Source organism: Kitasatospora sp. NPDC088861 (genome assembly GCF_044750105.1).
GTDB lineage: Bacteria > Actinomycetota > Actinomycetes > Streptomycetales > Streptomycetaceae > Kitasatospora.
Genome location: NZ_JBIVJF010000008.1, coordinates 209,234 through 230,679 on the forward strand (window position 1 = coordinate 209,234; position 21,446 = coordinate 230,679).

Annotated in this window: 21 protein-coding genes and 1 riboswitch; of the genes, 13 read left to right on the top strand and 8 right to left on the bottom strand. The window is 71.2% G+C overall.

The annotated features are described in order from the left end of the window. The first annotated feature begins 212 nt into the window (after positions 1–212). The 4 genes from ACIP37_RS17230 to ACIP37_RS17245 all read left to right on the top strand — a co-directional run bounded on the left by ACIP37_RS17230 (position 213) and on the right by ACIP37_RS17245 (position 3,652). Positions 213–1,142 (top strand): ABC transporter substrate-binding protein, encoded by a 930-nt coding sequence (locus ACIP37_RS17230; RefSeq protein ID WP_363588853.1) that lies wholly within the window; start codon positions 213–215, stop codon positions 1,140–1,142. Positions 1,143–1,179: 37 nt separating this feature from the next. After that, positions 1,180–2,154: an amino acid ABC transporter permease gene (locus ACIP37_RS17235; protein WP_350879646.1), complete on the top strand. Its 975-nt coding sequence runs from the start codon at positions 1,180–1,182 to the stop codon at positions 2,152–2,154. Next, a complete protein-coding gene (locus ACIP37_RS17240) occupies positions 2,151–2,948 on the top strand; it encodes an amino acid ABC transporter ATP-binding protein (protein ID WP_363588850.1) in 798 nt (265 codons plus the stop codon). The genes ACIP37_RS17235 and ACIP37_RS17240 overlap by 4 nt, the downstream gene beginning before the upstream one ends. 113 nt (positions 2,949–3,061) lie before the next feature. After that, positions 3,062–3,652: a CGNR zinc finger domain-containing protein gene (locus ACIP37_RS17245; protein WP_363588848.1), complete on the top strand. Its 591-nt coding sequence runs from the start codon at positions 3,062–3,064 to the stop codon at positions 3,650–3,652. A gap of 31 nt (positions 3,653–3,683) precedes the next feature. On the opposite strand, the gene sodX is transcribed toward ACIP37_RS17245, so the two are convergent. After that, positions 3,684–4,118 carry a nickel-type superoxide dismutase maturation protease gene (gene sodX / locus ACIP37_RS17250; protein WP_363588859.1) on the bottom strand — a complete coding sequence of 145 codons (435 nt, stop codon included), beginning with the start codon at positions 4,116–4,118 and terminating at the stop codon, positions 3,684–3,686. A 223-nt stretch (positions 4,119–4,341) separates the two neighbouring features. Between sodX and sodN the strand changes: the two genes are divergently transcribed. The 7 genes from sodN (at position 4,342) to ACIP37_RS17285 (ending at position 10,293) form a co-directional block, all read left to right on the top strand. Next, positions 4,342–4,737 carry a superoxide dismutase, Ni gene (sodN, locus tag ACIP37_RS17255; RefSeq protein ID WP_063347853.1) on the top strand — a complete coding sequence of 132 codons (396 nt, stop codon included), beginning with the start codon at positions 4,342–4,344 and terminating at the stop codon, positions 4,735–4,737. A gap of 88 nt (positions 4,738–4,825) precedes the next feature. Continuing rightward, a riboswitch (cobalamin riboswitch) is annotated at positions 4,826–4,964 on the top strand. 89 nt (positions 4,965–5,053) lie between these two features. After that, a complete protein-coding gene (locus ACIP37_RS17260) occupies positions 5,054–6,136 on the top strand; it encodes an iron ABC transporter permease (protein WP_363588846.1) in 1,083 nt (360 codons plus the stop codon). After that, positions 6,136–6,900 carry an ABC transporter ATP-binding protein gene (locus tag ACIP37_RS17265; protein WP_363588844.1) on the top strand — a complete coding sequence of 255 codons (765 nt, stop codon included), beginning with the start codon at positions 6,136–6,138 and terminating at the stop codon, positions 6,898–6,900. The genes ACIP37_RS17260 and ACIP37_RS17265 overlap by 1 nt, the downstream gene beginning before the upstream one ends. Positions 6,901–6,922: 22 nt before the next feature. Next, positions 6,923–7,918 (top strand): ABC transporter substrate-binding protein, encoded by a 996-nt coding sequence (locus ACIP37_RS17270; protein ID WP_363588842.1) that lies wholly within the window; start codon positions 6,923–6,925, stop codon positions 7,916–7,918. Between the two features lie 71 nt (positions 7,919–7,989). Further along, positions 7,990–8,469, top strand: a complete 480-nt coding sequence (locus ACIP37_RS17275; RefSeq protein WP_363588840.1) for a GNAT family N-acetyltransferase — start codon at positions 7,990–7,992, stop codon at positions 8,467–8,469. Positions 8,470–8,718: 249 nt separating this feature from the next. After that, positions 8,719–9,129: an anti-sigma regulatory factor gene (locus ACIP37_RS17280; protein WP_350879653.1), complete on the top strand. Its 411-nt coding sequence runs from the start codon at positions 8,719–8,721 to the stop codon at positions 9,127–9,129. A gap of 273 nt (positions 9,130–9,402) precedes the next feature. Beyond that, a complete protein-coding gene (locus ACIP37_RS17285; RefSeq protein ID WP_400806497.1) occupies positions 9,403–10,293 on the top strand; it encodes an RNA polymerase sigma factor SigF in 891 nt (296 codons plus the stop codon). A gap of 48 nt (positions 10,294–10,341) precedes the next feature. On the opposite strand, the gene ACIP37_RS17290 is transcribed toward ACIP37_RS17285, so the two are convergent. Beyond that, positions 10,342–10,770: a hypothetical protein gene (locus ACIP37_RS17290; protein ID WP_363588836.1), complete on the bottom strand. Its 429-nt coding sequence runs from the start codon at positions 10,768–10,770 to the stop codon at positions 10,342–10,344. A 50-nt stretch (positions 10,771–10,820) separates the two neighbouring features. Between ACIP37_RS17290 and ACIP37_RS17295 the strand changes: the two genes are divergently transcribed. Beyond that, positions 10,821–11,792 carry a diacylglycerol kinase family protein gene (locus ACIP37_RS17295; protein ID WP_363588834.1) on the top strand — a complete coding sequence of 324 codons (972 nt, stop codon included), beginning with the start codon at positions 10,821–10,823 and terminating at the stop codon, positions 11,790–11,792. 383 nt (positions 11,793–12,175) lie between these two features. Beyond that, positions 12,176–12,427 carry a WhiB family transcriptional regulator gene (locus ACIP37_RS17300; protein WP_014138019.1) on the top strand — a complete coding sequence of 84 codons (252 nt, stop codon included), beginning with the start codon at positions 12,176–12,178 and terminating at the stop codon, positions 12,425–12,427. Between the two features lie 507 nt (positions 12,428–12,934). Here ACIP37_RS17300 and ACIP37_RS17305 read toward each other — a convergent pair. From ACIP37_RS17305 to ACIP37_RS17330, 6 genes are all read right to left on the bottom strand, one after another. Further along, positions 12,935–14,455, bottom strand: coding sequence for a PAS domain-containing sensor histidine kinase (locus tag ACIP37_RS17305; protein WP_363588832.1), 1,521 nt, complete (start codon positions 14,453–14,455; stop codon positions 12,935–12,937). 468 nt (positions 14,456–14,923) lie between these two features. After that, positions 14,924–15,982 carry an SIS domain-containing protein gene (locus ACIP37_RS17310; protein ID WP_063347859.1) on the bottom strand — a complete coding sequence of 353 codons (1,059 nt, stop codon included), beginning with the start codon at positions 15,980–15,982 and terminating at the stop codon, positions 14,924–14,926. Positions 15,983–16,173: 191 nt separating this feature from the next. Further along, positions 16,174–17,469 carry an extracellular solute-binding protein gene (locus ACIP37_RS17315; RefSeq protein ID WP_363588830.1) on the bottom strand — a complete coding sequence of 432 codons (1,296 nt, stop codon included), beginning with the start codon at positions 17,467–17,469 and terminating at the stop codon, positions 16,174–16,176. 431 nt (positions 17,470–17,900) lie between these two features. Further along, complete coding sequence (locus tag ACIP37_RS17320) at positions 17,901–19,454, bottom strand: glycoside hydrolase family 3 protein (protein ID WP_363588828.1); 1,554 nt, start codon at positions 19,452–19,454, stop codon at positions 17,901–17,903. Positions 19,455–19,459: 5 nt separating this feature from the next. Further along, positions 19,460–20,287: a carbohydrate ABC transporter permease gene (locus ACIP37_RS17325; RefSeq protein WP_350879660.1), complete on the bottom strand. Its 828-nt coding sequence runs from the start codon at positions 20,285–20,287 to the stop codon at positions 19,460–19,462. Continuing rightward, a complete protein-coding gene (locus tag ACIP37_RS17330) occupies positions 20,284–21,312 on the bottom strand; it encodes a sugar ABC transporter permease (RefSeq protein WP_363588826.1) in 1,029 nt (342 codons plus the stop codon). Before ACIP37_RS17330 ends, ACIP37_RS17325 begins: the two co-directional genes overlap by 4 nt. Between the last annotated feature and the right edge of the window lie 134 nt (positions 21,313–21,446).

Below are 21,446 nucleotides of genomic sequence, written 5' to 3' on the forward strand. Positions count from 1 at the left end.
TCGACGTCCACCTCGGCGGAGGGTGGCGGAAGCAGTACCCCGTAGCAACCTGGGCGGCCCTGCCGCGCAGGCATCGCACCACCCGGCCCTGCACGTACGACGACGTACAGCGAAATACACCCGTACAGCGCCGCACGGCCCTGCCACCCCGGTGTGCCGCCCCCCCGCGGCGCGCTCCGCCCGCCCCTCTCCCTCAGGAGGAGATCCCCCTCATGACCGCCCGTACCCAGCGCACCCGGCTTCTCGCGGCCGGCGCGGTTGCCGCCTCCGTCACCCTCGTCCTGACCGGCTGCAGCAGCAGCAAGAGCGACGGTGGCAGCGGCGCGCCCAACGCCTCCGCGACCGTCAACGCGGTCAAGGCCGACGACAAGCTCGCCGCCCTCGTCCCCGCCGACGTCAAGTCCTCCGGCAAGCTCGTGGTCGGCGCGGACGCCTCGTACGCGCCGGACGAGTTCAAGGACGACAGCGGCAAGGTCATCGGCATGGACGTGGACCTGGCCAACGCCATCGCGGCCAAGCTCGGACTGAAGGCCGACGTCCAGGACTCCGGCTTCACCGCGATCATCCCCGGCATCCAGTCGAACAAGTTCCAGCTCGGCATGTCGTCCTTCACGGACAACAAGGAGCGCGAGCAGATCGTCGACATGGTGACCTACTTCAACTCCGGCAGCGCCATCGCGGTCAAGAAGGGCAACCCCGACAAGGTCGACCCCGCCGACCTGTGCGGCAAGAAGGTCGCCGTCCAGACCGGCACCACCCAGGCCGACGAGATCAAGGACACCCGCAACCCGGACTGCGCCAAGAACGGGAAGCCGGGCATCCAGAACGACGGCGACAAGTTCGACCTCCAGACGGACGTCACCAACGCCGTCGTCTCCGGCCGCGACCAGGCGATGATGGCCGACTCCCAGGTCGTCGACTACGCGATCAAGCAGGCCGGCGGCCAGCTGGAGAAGCTCGGCTCCACCTACGGCGTGGCCCCCTACGGCGTCGCCGTCGCCAAGGGCTCCAAGCTCACCCCCGCGATCCAGGGCGCCGTCCAGTCGCTGATCGACGACGACACCTACAAGCAGATCCTCACCAAGTGGGGCGTCGAGTCCGGCGCCCTCGACAAGTCGACCGTCAACGGCGCCGTGAACTGACCGTCCGCCTGCTCCATCTCTCCCCCGAGGCCACACCGTGAACTCTCTGGACAAGGGGAAGGCGGAGGAGGGACGGCCTGAGACCATCAAGGCCGTCCCGGTCCGCCACCCCGGACGCTGGGTGGGCGCCGTCGTCATCGCCCTGCTCGCGGCGATGCTGCTGAGCGCCCTCTTCACCAACCCCGCTTTCAAGTGGGACATCGTCGGGCAGTACCTGTTCCACGACAGCATCGTGCACGGCATGGTCGTCACGCTGGAACTGACCGTCCTCTCCATGCTGATGGGCGTGATCGGCGGCATCGTCCTCGCCGTGATGCGCCTGTCCCCGAACCCCCTGCTCTCCGGCACCGCCTGGATGTACATCTGGGTCTTCCGCGGCACCCCGGTGCTGGTGCAGCTGGTGTTCTGGAACTTCCTCGGCCTGATCTGGGCCAAGCTGTCGATCGGCGTCCCGTGGGGGCCGGAGTTCTGGTCCGCGGACACCAACGTCCTGATCCCGACCTTCGTCGCCGCCCTGCTGGGCCTCGGCCTCAACGAGGCCGCCTACATGGCGGAGATCGTCCGCGGCGGCATCCAGTCGGTGGACGAGGGCCAGACCGAGGCCGCCCACGCGCTCGGCATGAGCCGGTTCCAGACCATGCGCCGGATCGTCCTGCCCCAGGCCATGCGGGTGATCATCCCGCCGACCGGCAACGAGACCATCTCGATGCTCAAGACCACCTCGCTGGTCAGCGTGATCTCCCTGGAGGAGATCTTCCGGGCCGGTCAGGTCATCTACTCCCGGAACTACCAGAACATCCCGCTGCTGATCGTGGTCAGCCTCTGGTACCTGTTCTTCACCTCGCTGCTGACCATCGGCCAGTACTACATCGAGCGCTACTACGCCCGCGGCTCCAACCGGACCCTCCCGCCCACCCCGCTGCAGCGGCTGCGGGGCCTGTTCGCCGGGAAGCCCGCCCCGAAGACCGGCGCCGACGTCGTCCCGGGGCTCGAGGGAGGTGGTCACGTATGACCGACCTGAGCAAGACCCCGGCCGCCGCCACCGGACAGCCGATGGTGCGCGCCGAGGGCGTCCACAAGTCCTACGGCTCCGTGCACGTGCTCAAGGGCATCGACCTGGAGGTCAAGCAGGGCGAGGTGTTCTGCCTGATCGGCCCCTCCGGCTCCGGCAAGTCGACCTTCCTGCGGTGCATCAACCACCTGGAGAAGATCAACGGCGGACGCCTCTGGGTGGACGGCGAACTGGTCGGCTACCAGCAGAAGGGCGACAAGCTCTACGAGCTCAAGGACCGCGAGGTCGCCGTCAAGCGGCGCGACATCGGCATGGTCTTCCAGCGCTTCAACCTGTTCCCGCACATGACGGCCGTCGAGAACGTCATGGAGGCCCCGGTCCAGGTCAAGGGCGAGAGCAAGGCCGCCGCCCGGGAGCGGGCGATGGTCCTGCTGGAGCGGGTCGGCCTCGCCGACAAGGCGAAGAACTACCCCTCCCAGCTCTCCGGCGGCCAGCAGCAGCGCGTCGCGATCGCCCGCGCGCTGGCCATGAAGCCCAAGCTGATGCTGTTCGACGAGCCCACCTCGGCGCTCGACCCCGAACTGGTCGGCGACGTCCTCGACGTCATGCGCGGCCTCGCCGAGGAGGGCATGACCATGGTGGTCGTCACCCACGAGATGGGCTTCGCCCGCGAGGTCGGCGACGCGCTGGTGTTCATGGACGGCGGCGTGGTGGTCGAGTCCGGCAACCCCCGCGAGGTGCTCACCGACCCCCGGCACGAGCGCACCCGCGCCTTCCTCTCCAAGGTGCTGTAGAACCGTACCGACCGGCGCCCGGCAGGCTGCTCCTGCCGGGCGCCGACGTTTTCCCCACCCAGGTAATAGGCTGGACGCAATCAGCCCGTTACCGACCTTCTGGAAGGACCTCCGTGGAGCTCGCCTCGTACGCCGATCTCGCCGTTCGGCTGGTGAACACCGAGGAGCCCGGGCGCGGCACCGACACGCTGACGTCCGTGGACGCGGTGCGCGGCCTGTTCTCCGACTCCTCACGGGCCGCCGCACAGGCCGACGAGTCCGACCTGCCCCGGCTGCGGGCGGTGCGGACCAGGCTGCGCGGGGTCTTCGAGGCCGCCGCCGAGGGCGACGAGATCCGGGGCGTCGACCTGCTGAACAGCCTGCTGATGGAGTACCCGGTCAGCCCGCTGGTCTCCGGGCACGACTACCTGGACGACGCCGGCCGGCCGCGCTGGCACCTGCACCTGGCCGACAACTCGCCCACCGCCACCGCGCACTTCAGCGCGGTCGCCTGCATGGGCCTGGCCGTCCACCTGACCGAGCTGGGCGCCGACCGGCTCGGCATCTGCCAGGCCGCGCCCTGCCGCAACGCCTACCTGGACACCTCGACCAACCGCTCCCGCCGCTACTGCTCGGACCGCTGCGCGACCCGCGCCAACGTCGCCGCGTACCGGGCCCGCAAGCGCCAGGAGGCCGAGGCCGCGGCACTCGGCGCCGCCGGCTAGGTCCTGTCCGGGCCGGGCCGGGCCCAGGGGGTCAGAGTTCGTCCGCCCAGACGCCCAGGCGGCGGGCCAGACCCGGTACCCGGGCCAGCCGGGTGCCCAGCAGCAGCCGCTCCAGCCGCCGCCCCGGCGCCAGCCAGGCCGGGCGCGGGCGCAGCCGCAGCAGCACCCGGCCGAGCACCAGCTCGTCCGGGACCGGGCCGTAGCTGCGGCTGTCGCTGTCCACCGGCCGGTTGTCGGACAGCAGCCACCAGCCCCTCGGACGCCGCTCGGCGGCCCGCTTCACCACCAGCAGGTCCTGCTGGAAGGGGTGCCGGAAGAGCACCACCGCGCCGGGCCGGATCGGCGCGCCGTAGCGCACCAGCAACTGGTCGCCCTCGCGCAGGGTCGGGACCATCGACGGGCCCGCCACGTCGACCAGCCCGAACGGCACCGCGCCGCCGCCCCGGCCCCGGGGTTCCGTGCCCATCGGTTCCGCGTCCGCCGGTTCCGTGCTCCGCGCCACGACTCCTCCTCCCGGACCGCCCGGTCCCAGTCTGCCGTACGGACCGTCACCCCGTTCGATCCGTTCGATGTCCGGATTACCCCGGTTCCGGGTCCGCCTTTTGCCCTAGGCCCACCGCCCGATCGCGAAACCCCGGGTGCGGAAGGGTAATCTCGGGCGCGGGAAGACGATCTAAGGAAGGACTCCCATGTTCTCTCGTCTGTTTGCACCGCGCGCCACCGCCCACGCCCACTGTGACCTGCCCTGCGGCGTGTACGACCCGGCGCAGGCCCGGATCGAGGCCGAGTCGGTCAAGGGCACCCAGGAGAAGTACCAGGCCAACGAGGACCCGGCTTTCCGCACCCGCGCCCTGATCATCAAGGAGCAGCGTGCCGAGGCCGTCAAGCACCACATCTCGGTGCTGTGGAGCGACTACTTCAAGGCCCCGCACTTCGAGAAGTACCCGCAGCTGCACCAGCTGATCAACGACACCCTGAAGGCCGCCTCGGCCGCCAAGGCGTCCACCGACCCCGCCACCGGCCAGGCCCTGCTGGACCTGATCGCCGAGGTCGACAAGATCTTCTGGGAGACCAAGCAGGCCTGAGCCTGACGCGTCGCCACCCGACCGCCCCCGTCCGCGAGCCCGGACGGGGGCGGTCGTGCGTTCACGCCCCATCCGAGCCCGGTAAGGGTTGCCTAGCCTGAGTGGCTGTTATGCTGCCAGGGCGTCCGAGGGGGAAGTCCGGTGTGAATCCGGCGCTGACCCGCAACGGTGAGCACGGCCCCGGGGCCGCGCCAGCCCGATCGCCCCCGGCCGCTGAACTCCCGACAACTCGCCGTGGACTGCGAGGGGATGGCGCCCGGGCCCGCGCCCGACCGGTGCCGCCCCCGCGCACCCGCGGCCCGAGGCAAGGCGCACCGTGAGCAGCACCGCAGCCGCGGGCAGTGGCGCAACGAGCCCGCCCGCCCGCCGAATACCCGCCCTCCCGCTCGCCGTCGGCCTGGCCGCCGCCCTGCTGCTCTCGCTGCTCTGCGGCGTGGCGCTGGGCGCCTCCGGGATCGGCCTGCCCCGCGCCATGCGGCTGCTGGCCGCCGGGCTGACGGGCGGACGGCTGGAGGCGGACGAGGCCGCCGCCTACGCGATCGTCTGGGAGATCCGGCTGCCGCGCGCCGTGCTGGCCTCGGTGGTCGGCGCCGGGCTGGCCGCCACCGGGGTCGCCGTCCAGGCCCTGGTGCGCAACGCGCTGGCCGACCCGTTCGTGCTCGGCATCTCCTCCGGCGCGGCCGTCGGCGCCAACGCCGTGCTGCTGCTCGGCGCCTTCGCCTCGCTCGGGGTGTGGGCGATCTCGGCCTCCGCGTTCGGCTCCGCGCTGGTCGCCATGGTGCTGGTCTACCTCGCGGCGCGCACGGCCTACGGGCTCACCCCGCTGCGGCTGGTGCTCACCGGCACCGCGCTCTCCTACGGCTTCTCCGCCGTCACCGCGCTGATGGTCTTCGCGTCCGCCCGCGGCGAGGCCGCCCGGGACGCCATGATGTGGCTGCTCGGCAGCCTCGGCGGCGCCACCTGGGGCTCGGTGCCGATCGCCGCCGCCACCGTGCTGGCCGGCCTGGCGTACCTGGCCTGCGCCGCCGGCCGGCTGGACGCGCTCGCCATGGGCGACGAGACGGCCGCCTCGCTGGGCGTGGACCCGGACCGGCTGCGCCGCGAGCTGTTCGTGGTGACCGCCGCCGTCACCGGCACGGTGGTGGCCGTCAGCGGGGCGATCGGCTTCGTCGGGCTGATGGTGCCGCACCTGGCCCGGATGCTGGTCGGCGCCGGGCACCGCCGGGTGCTGCTGGTCGCGCCGCTCGCCGGGGCGCTGCTGCTGGTCTGGGTGGACATCGTCTCGCGCACCCTGCTGGCGCCCGCCGAACTGCCGGTCGGGGTGGTCACCGCGGTGCTCGGGGTGCCCTGTTTCCTGCTGCTGATGCGCCGTCGCGGCTATTCCTTCGGAGGCCGCTGATGGATCTCGCCCTGGACTCCGTCTCGGTCGAGCTGGCCGGCGCCCGGCTGGTCCACGACGTCGCCCTGGACGCCGCCGCCGGGCAGGTGGTCGGACTGGTCGGGCCCAACGGCAGCGGCAAGTCGACGCTGCTGCGCTGCGTCTACCGGGCGCTGCGGCCGGCCGCCGGGGCCGTCCGGCTGGACGGCGCGGACCTGCACGCGCTGACCGCGCGCGAGGCCGCCCGGCGGGTGGCCGCACTCCCCCAGGAGCACTCCGCCGAGTTCGACTTCACGGTGGCCGAGGTGGTCGCCATGGGCCGGTTGCCGCACCGGCGCGGGCTGGGCGGCCCGGGTGCGGACGACCACGCGCGCTGCACGGAGGCGCTGCGCAAGGTCGGCGCCGAACAGTTGGCCGGGCGGGGCTTCCTGAGCCTGTCCGGCGGCGAGAAGCAGCGGGTGCTGATCGCCCGCGCGCTGGTCCAGGAGCCCCGGCTGCTGGTGCTGGACGAGCCCACCAACCACCTGGACATCGGCCACCAGTTGGACGTGCTGGCGCTGGTCCGGGAGGCCGGCCCGACGGTGCTCACCGCGCTGCACGACCTCAACCTGGCGGCCGGCCACTGCGACCTGCTGTACGTGCTGCGGGCCGGCCGGATCGTCGCCTCGGGGCCGCCCGCCGAGGTGCTCCGACCCGCCCTGCTGGCCGAGGTGTTCGGCGTCCGGGCCACCCCCGTCCGGCACCCGGTGACCGGCGCCGTCCAACTGCTCTTCGACCGGATCTGACCCACCCCCCGAAGGAACCCCCGTGCGCACCAAGGCCGTTGCCATCACCGCCCTGCTCACCCTCGGGCTCACCGCCTGCGGCGCCGAGATCGCCCCGAGCGGCGACGCCACCGCCGCCTCCGCCCACTACCCGGTGACCGTGGAGAACTGCGGCACCAAGCTCACCTTCCCGCAGAAGCCCGCCCGGACGGTGACCAACGACGTCGGCATCACCGAGCTGATGCTCGCCCTCGGCCTGGCCGACCGGATGGCCGGCTACGTGATGCCCGACGACAAGGGCCGGGTCGACCAGGTCGCCTGGAAGGACGGCTACCAGCAGACCGCGTGGCTCTCCAAGAAGGAGATCACCAAGGAGATCGTGCTGGGCGCCAAGGCCGACCTGGTCTTCGCCGGCTGGCACTACGGCTTCGACGAGGGCCGCGGCTTCACCCCGCAGGCGCTCAAGGACCTCGGCATCCCCTCGTACGTGCTCAGCGAGTCCTGCCGCAGCGGCAAGGGCACCGAGCGCGGCGTGATGTCCCCGCTGGACGCGCTCTACACCGACCTGGCCAACCTCGGCGAGATCTTCGACGTCCGCGACCGGGCTGACAAGCTGGTCGCCGATTTCAAGGCGAAGGTCGCCGCCGCCCCGCAGCCCGAGCGCCGGCCGTCCGTGTTCCTGTACGACAGCGGGCAGGACAAGCCGTACACCGCCGGGAAGTTCGCCGCGGCCGACGAGATCATCGCCAAGGCCGGCGGGACCAACGTGATGGGCGACCTCGCGGACACCTGGGTCACCGTCGGCTGGGAGAGCGTGGTCCAGCGCGACCCCGAGGTGATCCTGATCAACAACTACGGCGAGACCGGCGCCGACGCCAAGCGCGCCTTCCTGAAGTCCTTCCCGCCGCTGGCCGGCGTCTCGGCGGTCAGGAGCGACCGGATCTTCGTCCTGGACTACGTCGACCTGGTGGAGAGCCCGCGCAACCCGGCCGCGATCACCGCGCTGGCCGACTACCTGCGCAGCGTCCCCGCCCGCTGACCCGCCCGCCCCCGGCCCGGGCCCCGATCCGGGCCTGGGCCGGGGGCGGGGACGCGCAGTAGGCTCGCGGCATGATCCGCACCGCCGTCGTGACCGACGTTCCCGTCATCCTCGCCCTGATCCGCGAGCTCGCGGAGTACGAGAAGGCCCCGCAGGAGGCCGTGGCCACCGAGGAGCAGCTGCGCGACGCCCTCTTCGGCGCCAACCCGGCGCTGTTCGCCCTGATCGCCGAGGACGACGCCACCGGCGAGCCGGTCGGCTTCGCGGTCTGGTTCCTCAACTTCTCGACCTGGCGCGGCACCCACGGGATCTACCTGGAGGACCTGTACGTCCGCCCGCAGTCCCGCGGTGGCGGCCACGGCAAGGCGCTGCTGCTGGAACTGGCGCGGATCGCCGTCGAGCGCGGCTACGCGCGGGTGGAGTGGTCGGTGCTCGACTGGAACACGCCCTCGATCGACTTCTACAAGTCCCTCGGCGCGGTGCCGATGGACGACTGGACCGTCTACCGGCTCACCGGCGAGGCGCTCGCCGCCGCCGCCGGCGGTCACTGAACGGACCGCCCGAACCCCTGCCACCCTGCGTCGCGATGGCTTACCATGAGTGACTCCCGAGCCCCGGCCGGCGTGCGGAAGGCGGTAAGGTCTCAGGCGGATACGCGGCGTCCGGTCGCCCCGCGAAGGGTATGACCGGTACGTACCGCACCACCCCTCTGGACAGTTGGGGCGAAGCAGTTGAGCCAAGCAACAGACAGTGCCGCGGCCACCGGCCCGGAAGCACAGCGCGTCACCCAGGAGGTGAGGGTGTCCCAGATCGACGGCGAGCCCGGAGTGCAGGACTTCGTGGAGGTCCGGCTGCCCGCGGCGGGTGCCTACCTCTCGGTCCTGCGAACAGCGACGGCCGGCCTGGCGGCGCGGCTCGACTTCACCCTCGACGAGATCGAGGACCTGCGGATCGCGGTCGACGAGGCCTGCGCCATCCTGCTCCAGCAGGCGGTGCCCGGCTCCGTCCTGACCTGCGAGTTCCGGCTGGTCGGCGACTCGCTGAAGGTGACCGTCGCCGCCCCCACCACCGACGGGAAGGCACCCGAACGGGACACCTTCGCCTGGACGGTGCTCTCCGCCCTGGCCGGCGAGGTCGACTCCTCGGTCGGCGAGGACAAGACCGTGTCGATCAGCCTGCACAAGAAGCGCGGCGGCCCCGTCGCCCACTAGCCGGGGCGTCGACCAGCACCGCACAAGGGCCGTCCGCCCGGTCCCCGATCAGGGGCCGCGCGGGCGGCGCCCGGTACCGCCCCCCACGCGGTACGACCAACGAGACGATGCCGGGGCCCGAGGGCCCCGGTGCTCCCGGAACGGAACGGGGGAATGGCCGTGAGTGATCTGGACCGTACCGGCCTCGCGACGGCGGGACCTGCCGTACCGACCCAGGCGAGCGTTCCTGGCCTCGCCGCCAACGACGATGCGCACCCGAAGGACGCCCACCGGATGAGCCACCCGACCGAGCCGACGTCTGAACCGTCGCCCGCATCCCCGCCCCCGTCCGATCCGGCGGACGAGGCCGCGGACCTGCGCACCGCGGTGCCCACCCAGGCGCCGGCCCCGGCCCCGCACCGCTCGGGCGCACCGGACCGGGAGGCGGCCCGCGCGCTGTTCGTCCGGCTGTCCGCGCTGCCCGACGGCTCCCCGGAGCGCGTCGAGCTGCGCAACCAGCTGGTGCGGATGCACATCCCGCTGGTCGAGCACCTGGCCCGGCGGTTCCGCAACCGGGGCGAGCCGCTGGACGACCTGACCCAGGTCGCCACCATCGGCCTGATCAAGTCGGTGGACCGCTTCGACCACGAGCGCGGGGTCGAGTTCTCCACCTACGCCACGCCGACCATCGTCGGCGAGATCAAACGGCACTTCCGTGACAAGGGCTGGGCGGTCCGGGTGCCGCGCCGCCTCCAGGAGCTGCGGCTGTCGCTCACCACGGCGACCAGCGAGCTCTCCCAGCGGCACGGGCGCTCCCCCACGGTGCACGAGCTCGCCGAGCACCTGGGGATCTCCGAGGAGGACGTCCTGGAGGGCCTGGAGTCCGCCAACGCGTACTCCACGCTGTCCCTGGACGTCCCGGACAGCGACGACGAGTCGCCGGCCGTGGCGGACACCCTCGGCGCCACCGACGAGGCGCTGGAGGGCGTCGAGTACCGCGAGTCGCTCAAGCCGCTGCTGGCCCAACTGCCGCCCCGGGAGCAGAAGATCCTGGTGCTGCGGTTCTTCCGGAACATGACCCAGTCGCAGATCGCCGCCGAGGTGGGGATCTCCCAGATGCACGTGTCCCGCCTGCTGGCCCGGACCTTGGCCCAGCTGCGGGAGAAGCTCCTGGTGGAGGAGTAGGACTGACGGCCGCCCAGCCGGCGGCCGACCCCCGGCGGCCCTGTGCGCTCAGCCCTCGTGCGAGGCGTACAGGGCCGCCGTCGACTTCGGGTTCAGCAGCGCGCCGATGCCGACCAGCCCGAGCAGGCCGACCAGCACGCCGACGCCGATCATCGCGCCGCCGCTCTCCAGCATGTAGTACCCGATCGGCAGGCAGATCGAGTTGGTGAGCACGGCCGGGCTGCGGCCCCAGCGGCGCTCCTTGAGCAGTGCGCGGGCGGCCAGCACCGGCAGCACGCCGAGCAGCACGATGACCAGGCCGCCGAACTCGTTCAGGGCGAGCTGCTTGGACTGGCCGGACAGCGCGGACACCATGTCCCAGACGCCGACGACGGCCAGCGCGGCGCCCTCCAGGGCGGTGATGGCGGCGCCCACGGTCAGCGGCAGGGGACGGGCCGGGCCCGCCGTGGGTACGGGTGCGGAGGATTCTGCGGTCACTCCAGCAGGGTAGCCGCCGGTTGGTCCGTACCGACCCGTAGGCTTTCCCCATGCGCGCTCTCCTGGTCGTGAACCACAAGGCCACCACCACCAGTGGCCGCACCAGGGACGTACTGATCCACGCGCTGCGCAGCGACCTCAAGCTGGAGGTGGCCGAGACGCAGTACCGGGGCCACGCCCGCGACCTGGCCCGCGAGGCCTCGGAGGACGGCACGGTCGACCTGGTGGTGGCGCTCGGCGGTGACGGCACCGTGAACGAGGTGGTGAACGGGCTGCTCGCGCACGGCCCGGGCGAGAAGGTCCCGCGACTGGCCGTGGTGCCGGGCGGTTCGACCAATGTGTTCGCCCGCGCGCTGGGCCTGCCCAACGACCCGGTGGAGGCCACCGGCGCCCTGCTGTACGCGCTGGAGCACGGGAGCGAGCGGCCGGTCGGCCTGGGCAAGGCGATGACCGACGGACTGCCGGACCGCTGGTTCACCTTCACCGCCGGCCTGGGCTTCGACGCCGGGGTGGTCGGCCGGGTCGAGGAGCAGCGCCGGTTGGGGCGCAAGTCCACCCACGCGCTCTACGTGGGGCAGGCGCTGCGGCACTACGTCACCCAGCGTGAGCAGCGTCGTTCCGGCCCGGTGGCCCTGGAACTACCGGGCCGCGAGGGCGTGCCGGGCCTGGCCCTGGCCATAGTCAGCAACACCTCGCCGTGGACGTTCCTCGGCAACCGCCCGGTGTATCCCTCACCGCTCGCCTCCTTCGACACCGATCTCGACGTCTTCGGGATCACCCGGATGACGGCGTTCGGCACCGTCCGAACGATCCGTCAGATCCTGCGGTCGTACGCCTCTTCGAGCGAAGGCGCCCCGCCGGCCGGCCCGTCCGGCAAGCACGTCGTCTCCTATCACGACGTCAGACACTTCACCTTGGTTTCAGAGGAACCGGCCCCGTTCCAGGTTGACGGGGACCACCTTGGAGACAGGAGTCGCGTCAGTTTCACAGGCGTACGGCGGGCACTGCGTGTGATTGTGTGACCGGAAGGGGGTTTCACCCTTCTTCTCGAACGCACAAGCCCCCTTCACTCCATAGAAGTACTGGCTGTGAGCTAGGCGACACCGAAGAATCAAAAATTCCTCCCTGAAGGGGGTTGTATCCGGGCCCGAGGTTTGCGAACCTCTACATGGCGATCGGGACGCATCGCAGCGACGGCAACCTCAGAACCTGGCGGGTGTCGACCGCGGGGCGTCCCTCGAATCGCCGAATCCCTCCCCAGCACAGACCACCCGGGCCCCGGCGGGCCTTTGGTCTCTTTTGCTGTTGCGGGATTCGTGAAAGCGTTCACATTCACAAGCCACATTCACAAGCCATCGATTATGCCGACCGGGTGCCCCCCGCCGGCAGGAGGAGTTGGACGACCATGGACTGGCGCCACCGCGCTGTCTGCCGCGAAGAGGACCCGGAGCTGTTCTTCCCGATCGGGAACACCGGTCCTGCTCTGCTGCAGATCGAGGAAGCCAAGGCCGTGTGCCGCCGCTGTCCGGTCATGGAGCAGTGCCTGCAGTGGGCTCTTGAGACCGGCCAGGACGCCGGCGTCTGGGGCGGTATGAGCGAGGACGAGCGTCGCGCGATGAAGCGCCGTGCCGCCCGCAACCGCGCCCGCACCGCCTGATCACACGCCGTAACACCAGCAGTAACCGAAACACCGATCAACACATGATCAAAGGCTTCCCTGCACCTCCTGGTGAAGCCTTCCGCACAAAGGGCCTTGCCTGGCGAGGTCCCGCGACACCGGACCGTCCAGCCACTTGATACTGTTCACTTAGAGCAATATCGTGGAGCTGTGGCGCTCACCGTGTGCAACGCACGGGCGAGGTGTCGCACCACCCAGAGCCCCCGTTCCGGCCGACTCCCCCCGACGGCCGGAACGGGTTGAGAGGCCCTGTCGACCCACCCCCCCCGGTCGACAGGGCCTCGTTTCTGTTTTCACGCCCCGGTTCGTGTGCGCGCCCCGGCGCGCCCGCACCCTGACACGCCCTCGCGCGGGCCGACCCGCGCCGGGCTCGCGGGGTGGGCACCCGGCGCCTTTCGCCGAGTGCACGCCCCCACCGCGCGCCTCGATGCACCTTTCCGCGCACCGCGCCGCACCGCAGCCCGGCGGGCCAGGCCGGCCGGCGGATCAGCGGACCGGGATCTCCAGGATCACCTTGGTGCCGCCGTCCGGACCGGCCACCATGTCGAAGGTGCCGCCCAACTCACCGGTGGCCAGCGTGCGGACGATCTGCAGGCCGAGGTTGCCGGCCGTCTGCGGGTCGAACCCCTCGGGCATGCCGCGACCGTCGTCCTGCACCGTGATCAGCAGGAACTCCTCCGGCCGGGCGCCGCCGTTCCAGCTGTCCGACCAGCCCGCCCCGGTCGCCGGGGCCCGCCCGCGCAGCGCGCTGACCTCCAGGTTCCCGGAGGCGGACGGGCCGAAGGCGTGCTCCAGAGCGTTCTGCAGCAGTTCGGTCAGCACCATCGACAGCGGGGTGGCCACCTCGGCGGACAGGATGCCGAAGCTGCCGCTGCGGCGGGTCGCCACCCGGCCGTCCTGGGACAGCTCCATCACCATCGCCAGCACCCGGTCGGCGATCTCGTCGAAGGCCACCTGCTCGTCCAGCGCCTGGGACAGCGTCTCGTGCACGATCGCGATCGAGCCGACCCGGCGCACCGCCTCGTCCAGCGCGGCCCGGCCGGCCTCCGACTCCATCCGGCGGGACTGCAGCCGCAGCAGGGCGGCGACGGTCTGCAGGTTGTTCTTCACCCGGTGGTGGATCTCCCGGATGGTGGCGTCCTTGGTCATCAGCTCGCGGTCGCGGCGGCGCAGTTCGGTGACGTCCCGGCACAGCACCAGCGAACCGGTCAGCGTGCCCTTGGGCTTGAGCGGGATGGCCCGCAGGGTCACCACCCCGCCCTGCACCTCGACCTCGGTCTGCCGCGGCGCCCAGCCGCTCGCCAGCTTCACCAGCGCCTCGTGCACGGCCGCCCGGGAGGGCGGGACCAGTTCGGCGGTGGCCCGGCCCAGGTGGCTGCCGACCAGGTCGGTGGTGAGGCCGAGGCGGTGGTAGGCGGAGAGGGCGTTGGGGCTGGCGTAGGTGACGATGCCGTCCGCGTCGAGCCGGATCAGGCCGTCGCCGACCCGGGGGGCGGCGTCCATGTCGATCTGCTCGACGCCGTGGAAGGGGAAGCTGCCGGCGGCGATCATCTGGGCCAGGTCGGAGGCGCTCTGCAGGTAGGTGAGCTCCAGCCGGCTGGGGGTGCGGACGGTCAACAGGTTGGTGTTGCGGGCGATCACCCCGAGCACCTTGCCCTCGCGCCGGACCGGGATGGACTCGACCCGGACCGGCACCTCCTCGCGCCACTCCGGGTCGCCCTCGCGCACGATCCGGCCCTCGTCGAAGGCGGCGTCCAGCAGCGGGCGGCGCCCGCGCGGGACGAGGTGGCCGACCATGTCGTCCTGGTAGGAGGTGGGGCCGGTGTTGGGCCGCATCTGCGCCACCGAGACGTAGCGGATGCCGTCCCAGGTGGGGATCCACAGGACCAGGTCGGCGAAGGAGAGGTCGGAGAGGAGCTGCCACTCCGAGACCAGCATGTGGAGCCATTCCACATCGGCCCCGGTCAGGGTGGTGTGGCGGCGGACGAGTTCGTTCAGCGAGGGCACATGGCGAGGGTAGCGCCGCCGGTCGGGGCGGGGCGCGGCGGACCGGGGAACGGATCACGCGCCGGGCCTGCGGCGGAGCCCACTGCCCGAAGTTGTCCAGACCAATTTCCGGAGCGGCCTGGACAACCCAGATTGGTCTAGTCCACAATGAAAGGGCACCAAGGAGAGGCCCACCGCGCAACTGCCCTGACCGCGCGAGGCCTTTCCTCGGTCGGACGCCACCGAACGAGGACCCCGCACAGTTCTCGATCGACTCCGGCGACCGACGACAGCTCCGGGCTGCGGTGCCGCATGGGTTGAGGGTCCCGTGTCGGCGCCGTGGCCCGTAGTGCTTTCCGGGTGCGCCGGGCCCCGGGGGTGCGACGCGTTCCCCGGGCGCTCCCCCGCCGAAGCCATGTTCCGCCGCTCAACGAGTCGGGCCCCCGTCCACAGCCTGTGGACGGGGGCCCGATCGCGTGGCGCCGTGCCTCAGTGCGTCTCGGTGACCTTGGCCAGGGCGCGCGGGGCGTCCGGGTCCTGGCCGCGGGCGATGGTGACCTCGTAGGCCAGCAGCTGCAGCGGGAGGATCTCCAGGATCGGCTGGACCTCCTCCGGCACGCCGGCCGGCAGGGCGAAGCCGGCCGAGGCGGCGTCCACCTGCGCCTGCTGGCCGACCACGACCAGGTCCGCGCCGCGACCGCGCAGGCGGTCCAGCACCGGCTGCAGGGCCTCGCCGCCCTTGCCGTCCGGGACGATCGCGATGACCGGCGAGACGTTGTCCACCATGGCCAGCGGGCCGTGCAGCAGGTCGGCGCCGGAGAACGGGGAGGCCGGGATGTAGGTGGTCTCCATCAGCTTCAGCGCCGCCTCGCGGGCGGTCGGGTAGCCGTAGCCGCGCGAGGTGATGACCAGGCGCTGGGCGAAGCGGTACCGCTCGGCCAGCGCCTTCACCTCGGCGTGGCGGGCCAGGACGCCGGCGGCCAGGCCGGGCAGCTCCTTGGCCGCCGCACCGTCGCCGCCGCGCAGGCCCTCGACCAGCAGGTAGAGCGCCAGCAGCTCGGCGGTGTAGGTCTTGGTGGCGGGCAGCGCCTTCTCCGGGCCGGCCAGCACGTCGATGTGGAACTCGGAGACCTCGGCCAGCGGCGAGGACGCGTTGTTGGTGACGGCGAGGGTGATGGCGCCGGCCTCGCGGGCGGCCTTGGTGGAGGCCACCAGGTCGGGCGAGCCGCCGGACTGGCTGACGGTGACGACCAGGACGTCGGTGAGGTCCGGCTTGGCGCCGTACGCGGTGGTGGTGGACATCGAGGTCAGGCCGGCCGGCTTGCCGAGCAGGATCTCGATCAGGTACTTGGCGTACAGCGCCGCGTTGTCGGACGTGCCGCGCGCGGTCAGCAGGACGAAGCGAGGGTTGCGGGCGGCGATCTCGGCCGCGATCTGGCGGATCTTCGGGGCACCCTCGTCGAGGATGCGCTGGAGGACGGCCGGCTGCTCGGCCATCTCCGCCGCCATGATCCGGCCGGGAACGGAAACAGTCTGCGGGTCGGACATCAGGATGTGCCTCCGATGAGATGGTTCGACCCCTCCGGGCAGGTTGCCCGACGGGGACCTCTACGGCGGCGAGTCCGCACACTCGCTGCGGTGGTTTCCTGCCGCAATCCTACGGGGGCCGCCCCCGGCGGGCACACCCGAAGGCCCGCCCCGGACGGGACGGGCCCTAGGACCTGGACGGCGGCGCGGGGTCAGGACGCCTTGTTGATCAGCTGGTCGATCGCGGCGTCGGCGTCCTTGGTGGCCTGGTCCACCGACTTGCCCTTGAGGATGCCGGTCAGCATGTCGGGCAGGATCTTCTGCTTCTCGATCGCGCCCCAGCCGGGGGCCAGCGGGGTGAACCAGGCGTCCGGCACGGCGTTGGCCGCCGCCGCGGTGGTCGGCTTGTTCTTCAGCGGGTTCAGCTGGGTGAGGTTGTTCGGCAGGATGTCCTTGTCGGCCAGCGTCTGCTGGGACTTGGTGCTGGTGAACATCCGCACCCAGTCGGTGGCCAGCTCGACCTGCGTGGACTTGGCGGTGACCGCGAGGTCGGAGCCGCCGATGAAGGTGGGCAGCGGCTTGCCGTCCGGGCCGGGCATGGTGGCCATCTTGACGGTGTCCTTGAGGCTCGGGTCGCCGGTGCCCGGCGCGACGACGCTGGCCGCCTCGTAGCCGTTGCCGTAGAAGGACCCGGCGCGCCCGCGGGCCATCGACTCGAACTGGTTCTGCTCGTTCACCGTCAGGTCGCCCTTGGTGTACTTGCGGACCAGGTCGACGAAGTGGCTGATGCCCTGCTGGGACTTGGCGTCGTGCAGGGTGCCGTGCCAGTTGCCGGAGCTGTCGAACTTGGCGATGCTGCCGCCGTACGCGGCCACGTAGCTCATCGCGGCGTACCAGTACGGGCCGGGCAGGTAGAGCGAGGAGTAGCTCTTGTCGGCCTTGTTCTTGTCGGCGACCTTGTCCAGGGCCGCCGTCAGATCGGCCTCGGTCTTGGGGAACTCGGCGCTGCCGGTGGCCTGCTGGAAGGTGGCGGCGTTGTAGATGGCGACCCGGGCGCCGGCGTAGTAGGGCACGCACCAGAGCTTGTCCTGGTACGTACAGGTGTTGGCGAGCGCCTTGATCCAGCTGTCGGAGTTGTCGAAGGTGGTCCGGTCGACCGGGGCCAGCGCGCCGGAGAGCACGTACTTCATGGTCTCGGTGTTGCCCAGCTCGACCACGTCGGGCGCGGAGCCGTCGGCGATCGCCTTGTCGAGCTTGGTCACCTTGTCGGCCCAACCCTGGTAGGCGAGCTTGAGGGTGACGTTCGGGTACTTCGCCGCGAACTGGTCGTTGACCTGCTGCACCAGGTCGGGCCAGTTCTTCTGGGCGTCGTCCATCAGCCAGACGGTGACGGTGCCGCTCGCGGCCTTCGGGTCGGCGCCGGGGCTCTTGCCGTCCTTCGACGCCGTGCCGGCCGATGAACAGGCCGTCAGCCCGATCGCCAGGGCAGTGATTCCGAACGTCGACATGAGCTGACGCTTCTTCACGCCATCCTCCGAGGGTGCTAGAGCCGTGTTGCCCGCCGGCAGCGTGATGGCGCCCGCAACGGAGGGTCCGGGCAGGGGCGAAGAGCTTCGGGGAGGGCCGATACCACATCCGGTGAGGTTGAATTTCGAACCGGATGACTGGACTCTGGCCTAGACCATAGGTGGTGTCAACGGCCAAATGGCCTCGTCGCCACGGCCGTTGCAGAGCTGTTGTACCCCGTGGCGATCAGTCGCCGCATCGTCACCCTAAGTGGAACTTAAGGTGGATTTAAGGCCCACTTGAGGGAGCACGGTCACCTGACGAATCCGCAGGTCAACGGCGGGGAAACAGAACGGGCCCGCCATGCGACATGCGCATGACGGGCCCGTCGGCCGACGCCTCCCGGACACTCCCGGTGACGCCCCCCTCGGTCTCAGCCGATGGCTCCCGGCTGCCCGGTGAGCACCTCCACGGCCGCCAGCCCGCAGACCCGGGCGGCGCCGTGGGTGGCGATGTAGAGCGCGCCGACCGGCTCGGACTGCGGCAGCCCCATCTCGACCACCGCGGCGTCCGGCCGGGCCGCCACCAGGCGGCCCAGCGCGGCGGACATCCAGGCGTGCCGGTGCGCGTCCCGGACCACCAGCACCAGGCGGCGGCCCTCGGCGCCGGCCACCAGCTCGGCGACCAGGGCGTCCAGCAGCTCGGGGGCGGCCTCGGCCGCCGAGACCGCGCGGGTGCGGGTGCCGGGGAAGCGGTCGGCCAGCATGCCGGCCACGCCCCACGGGGTGACGTCGCCGACGGCGATGTTCGGCTCGTCCGAGAACGAGGCCACGAACGGGCGCTCGGACACCGGCTGCGGCTCGCGGCCCGGCGCCCGGACCACCTTCAGCGCCCGGCGGGCGGCCCGCAGGCCGACCGCGAGGTCCGGCTCCGGCCGCTCGCCCTGGGCCGAGATCCGGCCCCAGCTGCCGAGCGAGCGGACCCGGTCGGCGGCGTCCGCCAGCCGCTCCTCGGAGAGCACGCCGGCCCGCACGCCCGCCACGATGGCGTCGCGCAGCATCAGCACGGTGTCCTCGTCGGCCAGCCCGCCGCCGACGCAGATCGCGTCCGCGCCGGCCGCCAGGGCCAGCACGGTGCCGTCGCCCATCCCGAAGGTGTCGGCGATGGCGCCCATCTCGATCGCGTCGCTGACGATCAGGCCCTGGTAGCCGAGGCCGCCGTCGGCCGGGGCCGCGCGCAGCAGGTCGCGCAGCACGAGCGGGCTGAGGGTGGCCGGCAGCTTCGGGTCGAGCGCCGGGATCATGATGTGGGCCGTCATCACGGCCTTGGTGCCGGCCGCGATCGCCGCCTGGAACGGGATCAGGTCGCGGGAGCGCAGCACGTCCAGGTCCACGTCGATGACCGGCAGCCCGTGGTGCGAGTCGACGGCGGTGTCGCCGTGGCCGGGGAAGTGCTTGGAGCAGGCGGCCACGCCGGCCGACTGGAGGCCCTCCACCCAGGCGGCGGTGTGCCGGGCGCACAGCTCCGGGTCGGCGCCGAAGGAGCGGACGCCGATGACCGGGTTGCGCGGGTTGGAGTTGACGTCCGCGGTGGGCGCCCAGTTGTAGTTGACGCCGGCCGCGGCCAGCGCCCGGCCCAGCTCGCGGGCGACGTCCCGGGTCAGCGCCGGGTCGTCGATCGCGCCGAGCGCGAGGTTGCCGGGCCAGGACGAGCCGGAGCCCGCCTCCAGCCGGGTGACGTCGCCGCTCTCCTCGTCGATGGCGATCAGGAGGTCGGGGTTCTCCTCGCGCAGCGCCTTGGTGAGCTTGGCGAGCTGGTCGAGGTCGACCACGTTGCGGTCGAACAGCGCGACCGAGCCGAGCCCGGCGGCGAGGTGGCGGCGCAGCCACTGCGGCGGCTCGGTGCCGACGAAGCCGGGCTGCAGGACGGTCAGGGCGTCGCGGTGCAGCTGGTCGCTGACCGGAGCGGTGGGGACGAGGATGCTCACGTTTCTCAGCCCTTCACGGCGCCGTCGGTCAGTCCACCGACCGCCTTGCGCTGCAGGAAGACGAACAGGATCAGCACGGGGATGGCGAACATCGTGGACGCGGCCATGGTGGCGCCCCAGTCGTTGCCGAAGGCGGTCTTGAAGGACGACAGCCACAGCGGGAGGGTCTTGCCCTCCTCCTTGTTGAGAATCAGGACGAGCGGGAACTCGTTCCACGCGGTGATGAAGCCGAACAGCGAGGTCGACATCAGGCCGGGGGCCAGCAGCGGGAAGATCACCTTCACGAAGGCCTGGGAGCGGGTGCAGCCGTCCACCATGGCCGACTCCTCCAATTCCTTCGGCACCGCCGCGATGAAGCTGCGCAGCGTCCAGATGGTGAAGGGCAGCACCATCATCATGTAGAAGAAGGTCAGCGGCACGAGGCTGTTCAGCATCTCGTTGTCGCGCGAGATCATGTAGACCGCGATGGTCATGACCTCCCACGGCGCCATCTGCGCGACCATGACGACCAGGACGAAGGCCTTGCGGCCGCGGAACTTCATCCGGGCGATGGCGAAGGCCGCGAGGGTCGCGATCACCAGCGAGATCAGCACCGCGCCGATGGTGGCGATGAGGCTGTTGGTGACGTACGTCCAGAAGTTGGGCGCGTTGATCGCGGTGGTGAAGTGGTCCAGGGTCCCGTTGAACGGGATGAAGACCGGCGTCTTGCTGATGATGTCGTTGTCCTGCTTGAAGGCAGTCGCGATCATCCAGTAGACGGGGAAGATGAAGAAGACGAAGAGGACGACCGCGATCACGTTCGGCCAGGTACGTCCGATGAGCGAGCGCCTCACAGCTCGTCCTCCTGCTTGATCATGATGCGGAAGTAGTACGCCATCATCGCGCCCAGCATCAGGATGGTGAGCACCGCGATCGCGGAGCCGATGCCGTAGTGCTGCCCGGACGAACCCTCCAGGAAGGCGTGCACGGGCAGGGTCCGGGTCAGGTTCTCGGGGCCGCCGCCGTTGATCGCGTACACCTGGGTGAAGGCCTTGAAGACCCAGATGATCTCCAGGAACGTCGTGGCCAGGAAGAACGGCTTCAGGTTCGGGAAGATCACCGAGCCGAAGATCTTGGACGCGCCGGCGCCGTCCATCCGGGCGGCCTCGTAGAGCTCCTTGGGGATGGTGGTCAGTCCGGCGTACATGTTGAACGCCACGAAGGGGACCGACTGCCAGACGATCAGCAGGATCACCACGAAGAAGGTCGAGTACTGGTCGCTCATCCAGTTGTAGTCGGCCATCGCGTGCCAACCCAGCTTGTCCAGGAACCAGTTGACGACGCCCCACTGCTGGTCGAACAGCCAGGTGTAGACGGTGGTCGCGGCGACCACGGGCATCGCCCAGGCCATCAGCAGGCCGACCGAGAGGAGCAGCCGCATCCGCTTGCCGAGGCGGTTGAGCAGCAGGCCGATCAGGGTGCCGCCGGCCATGATCAACACGACGTTGACCAGGGTGAAGGCGACGGTGCGCCCGGTGACCGCCCAGAAGTCCGGGTCGGTCAGCTGCTCCTTGTAGTTGTCGAAGCCGTTCCACTCGGTCAGGTGCTGGACGAACTGGCGCTTGTTGAGGTTCTGGAACGACAGCAGGACCGTCTTCACCAGCGGCCAGCCGAGCAGGGCGACGGTCGCCACGGTGGCGGGCAGCAGCAGCAGGTACGGTGCCAGGCGTGCGCCGAGGCCCGGCCCGCCCGTGGGTCTGGCGCCCTTGCGGGGGGTGCCGTTGGCGCCACCACCGGCGGCACTCGTCTCAATTCCGGCCACGGCAGCCTTCCCTGAATCCGGGGACTGCGTCTGCACCCGCTCCGAATGCACAGCCATCGTTCTCACTTCCTCACAACCCGAACCACGACGGACAGGCGTGGGGGCCCCCCCCCCCCCCCCGGGGGGGGGGGGGGCCCCCCCCCGGGGGGGACGGGGGGGGGGGGGGGGCCGGAGAGGTAGGGCAGGGGGGA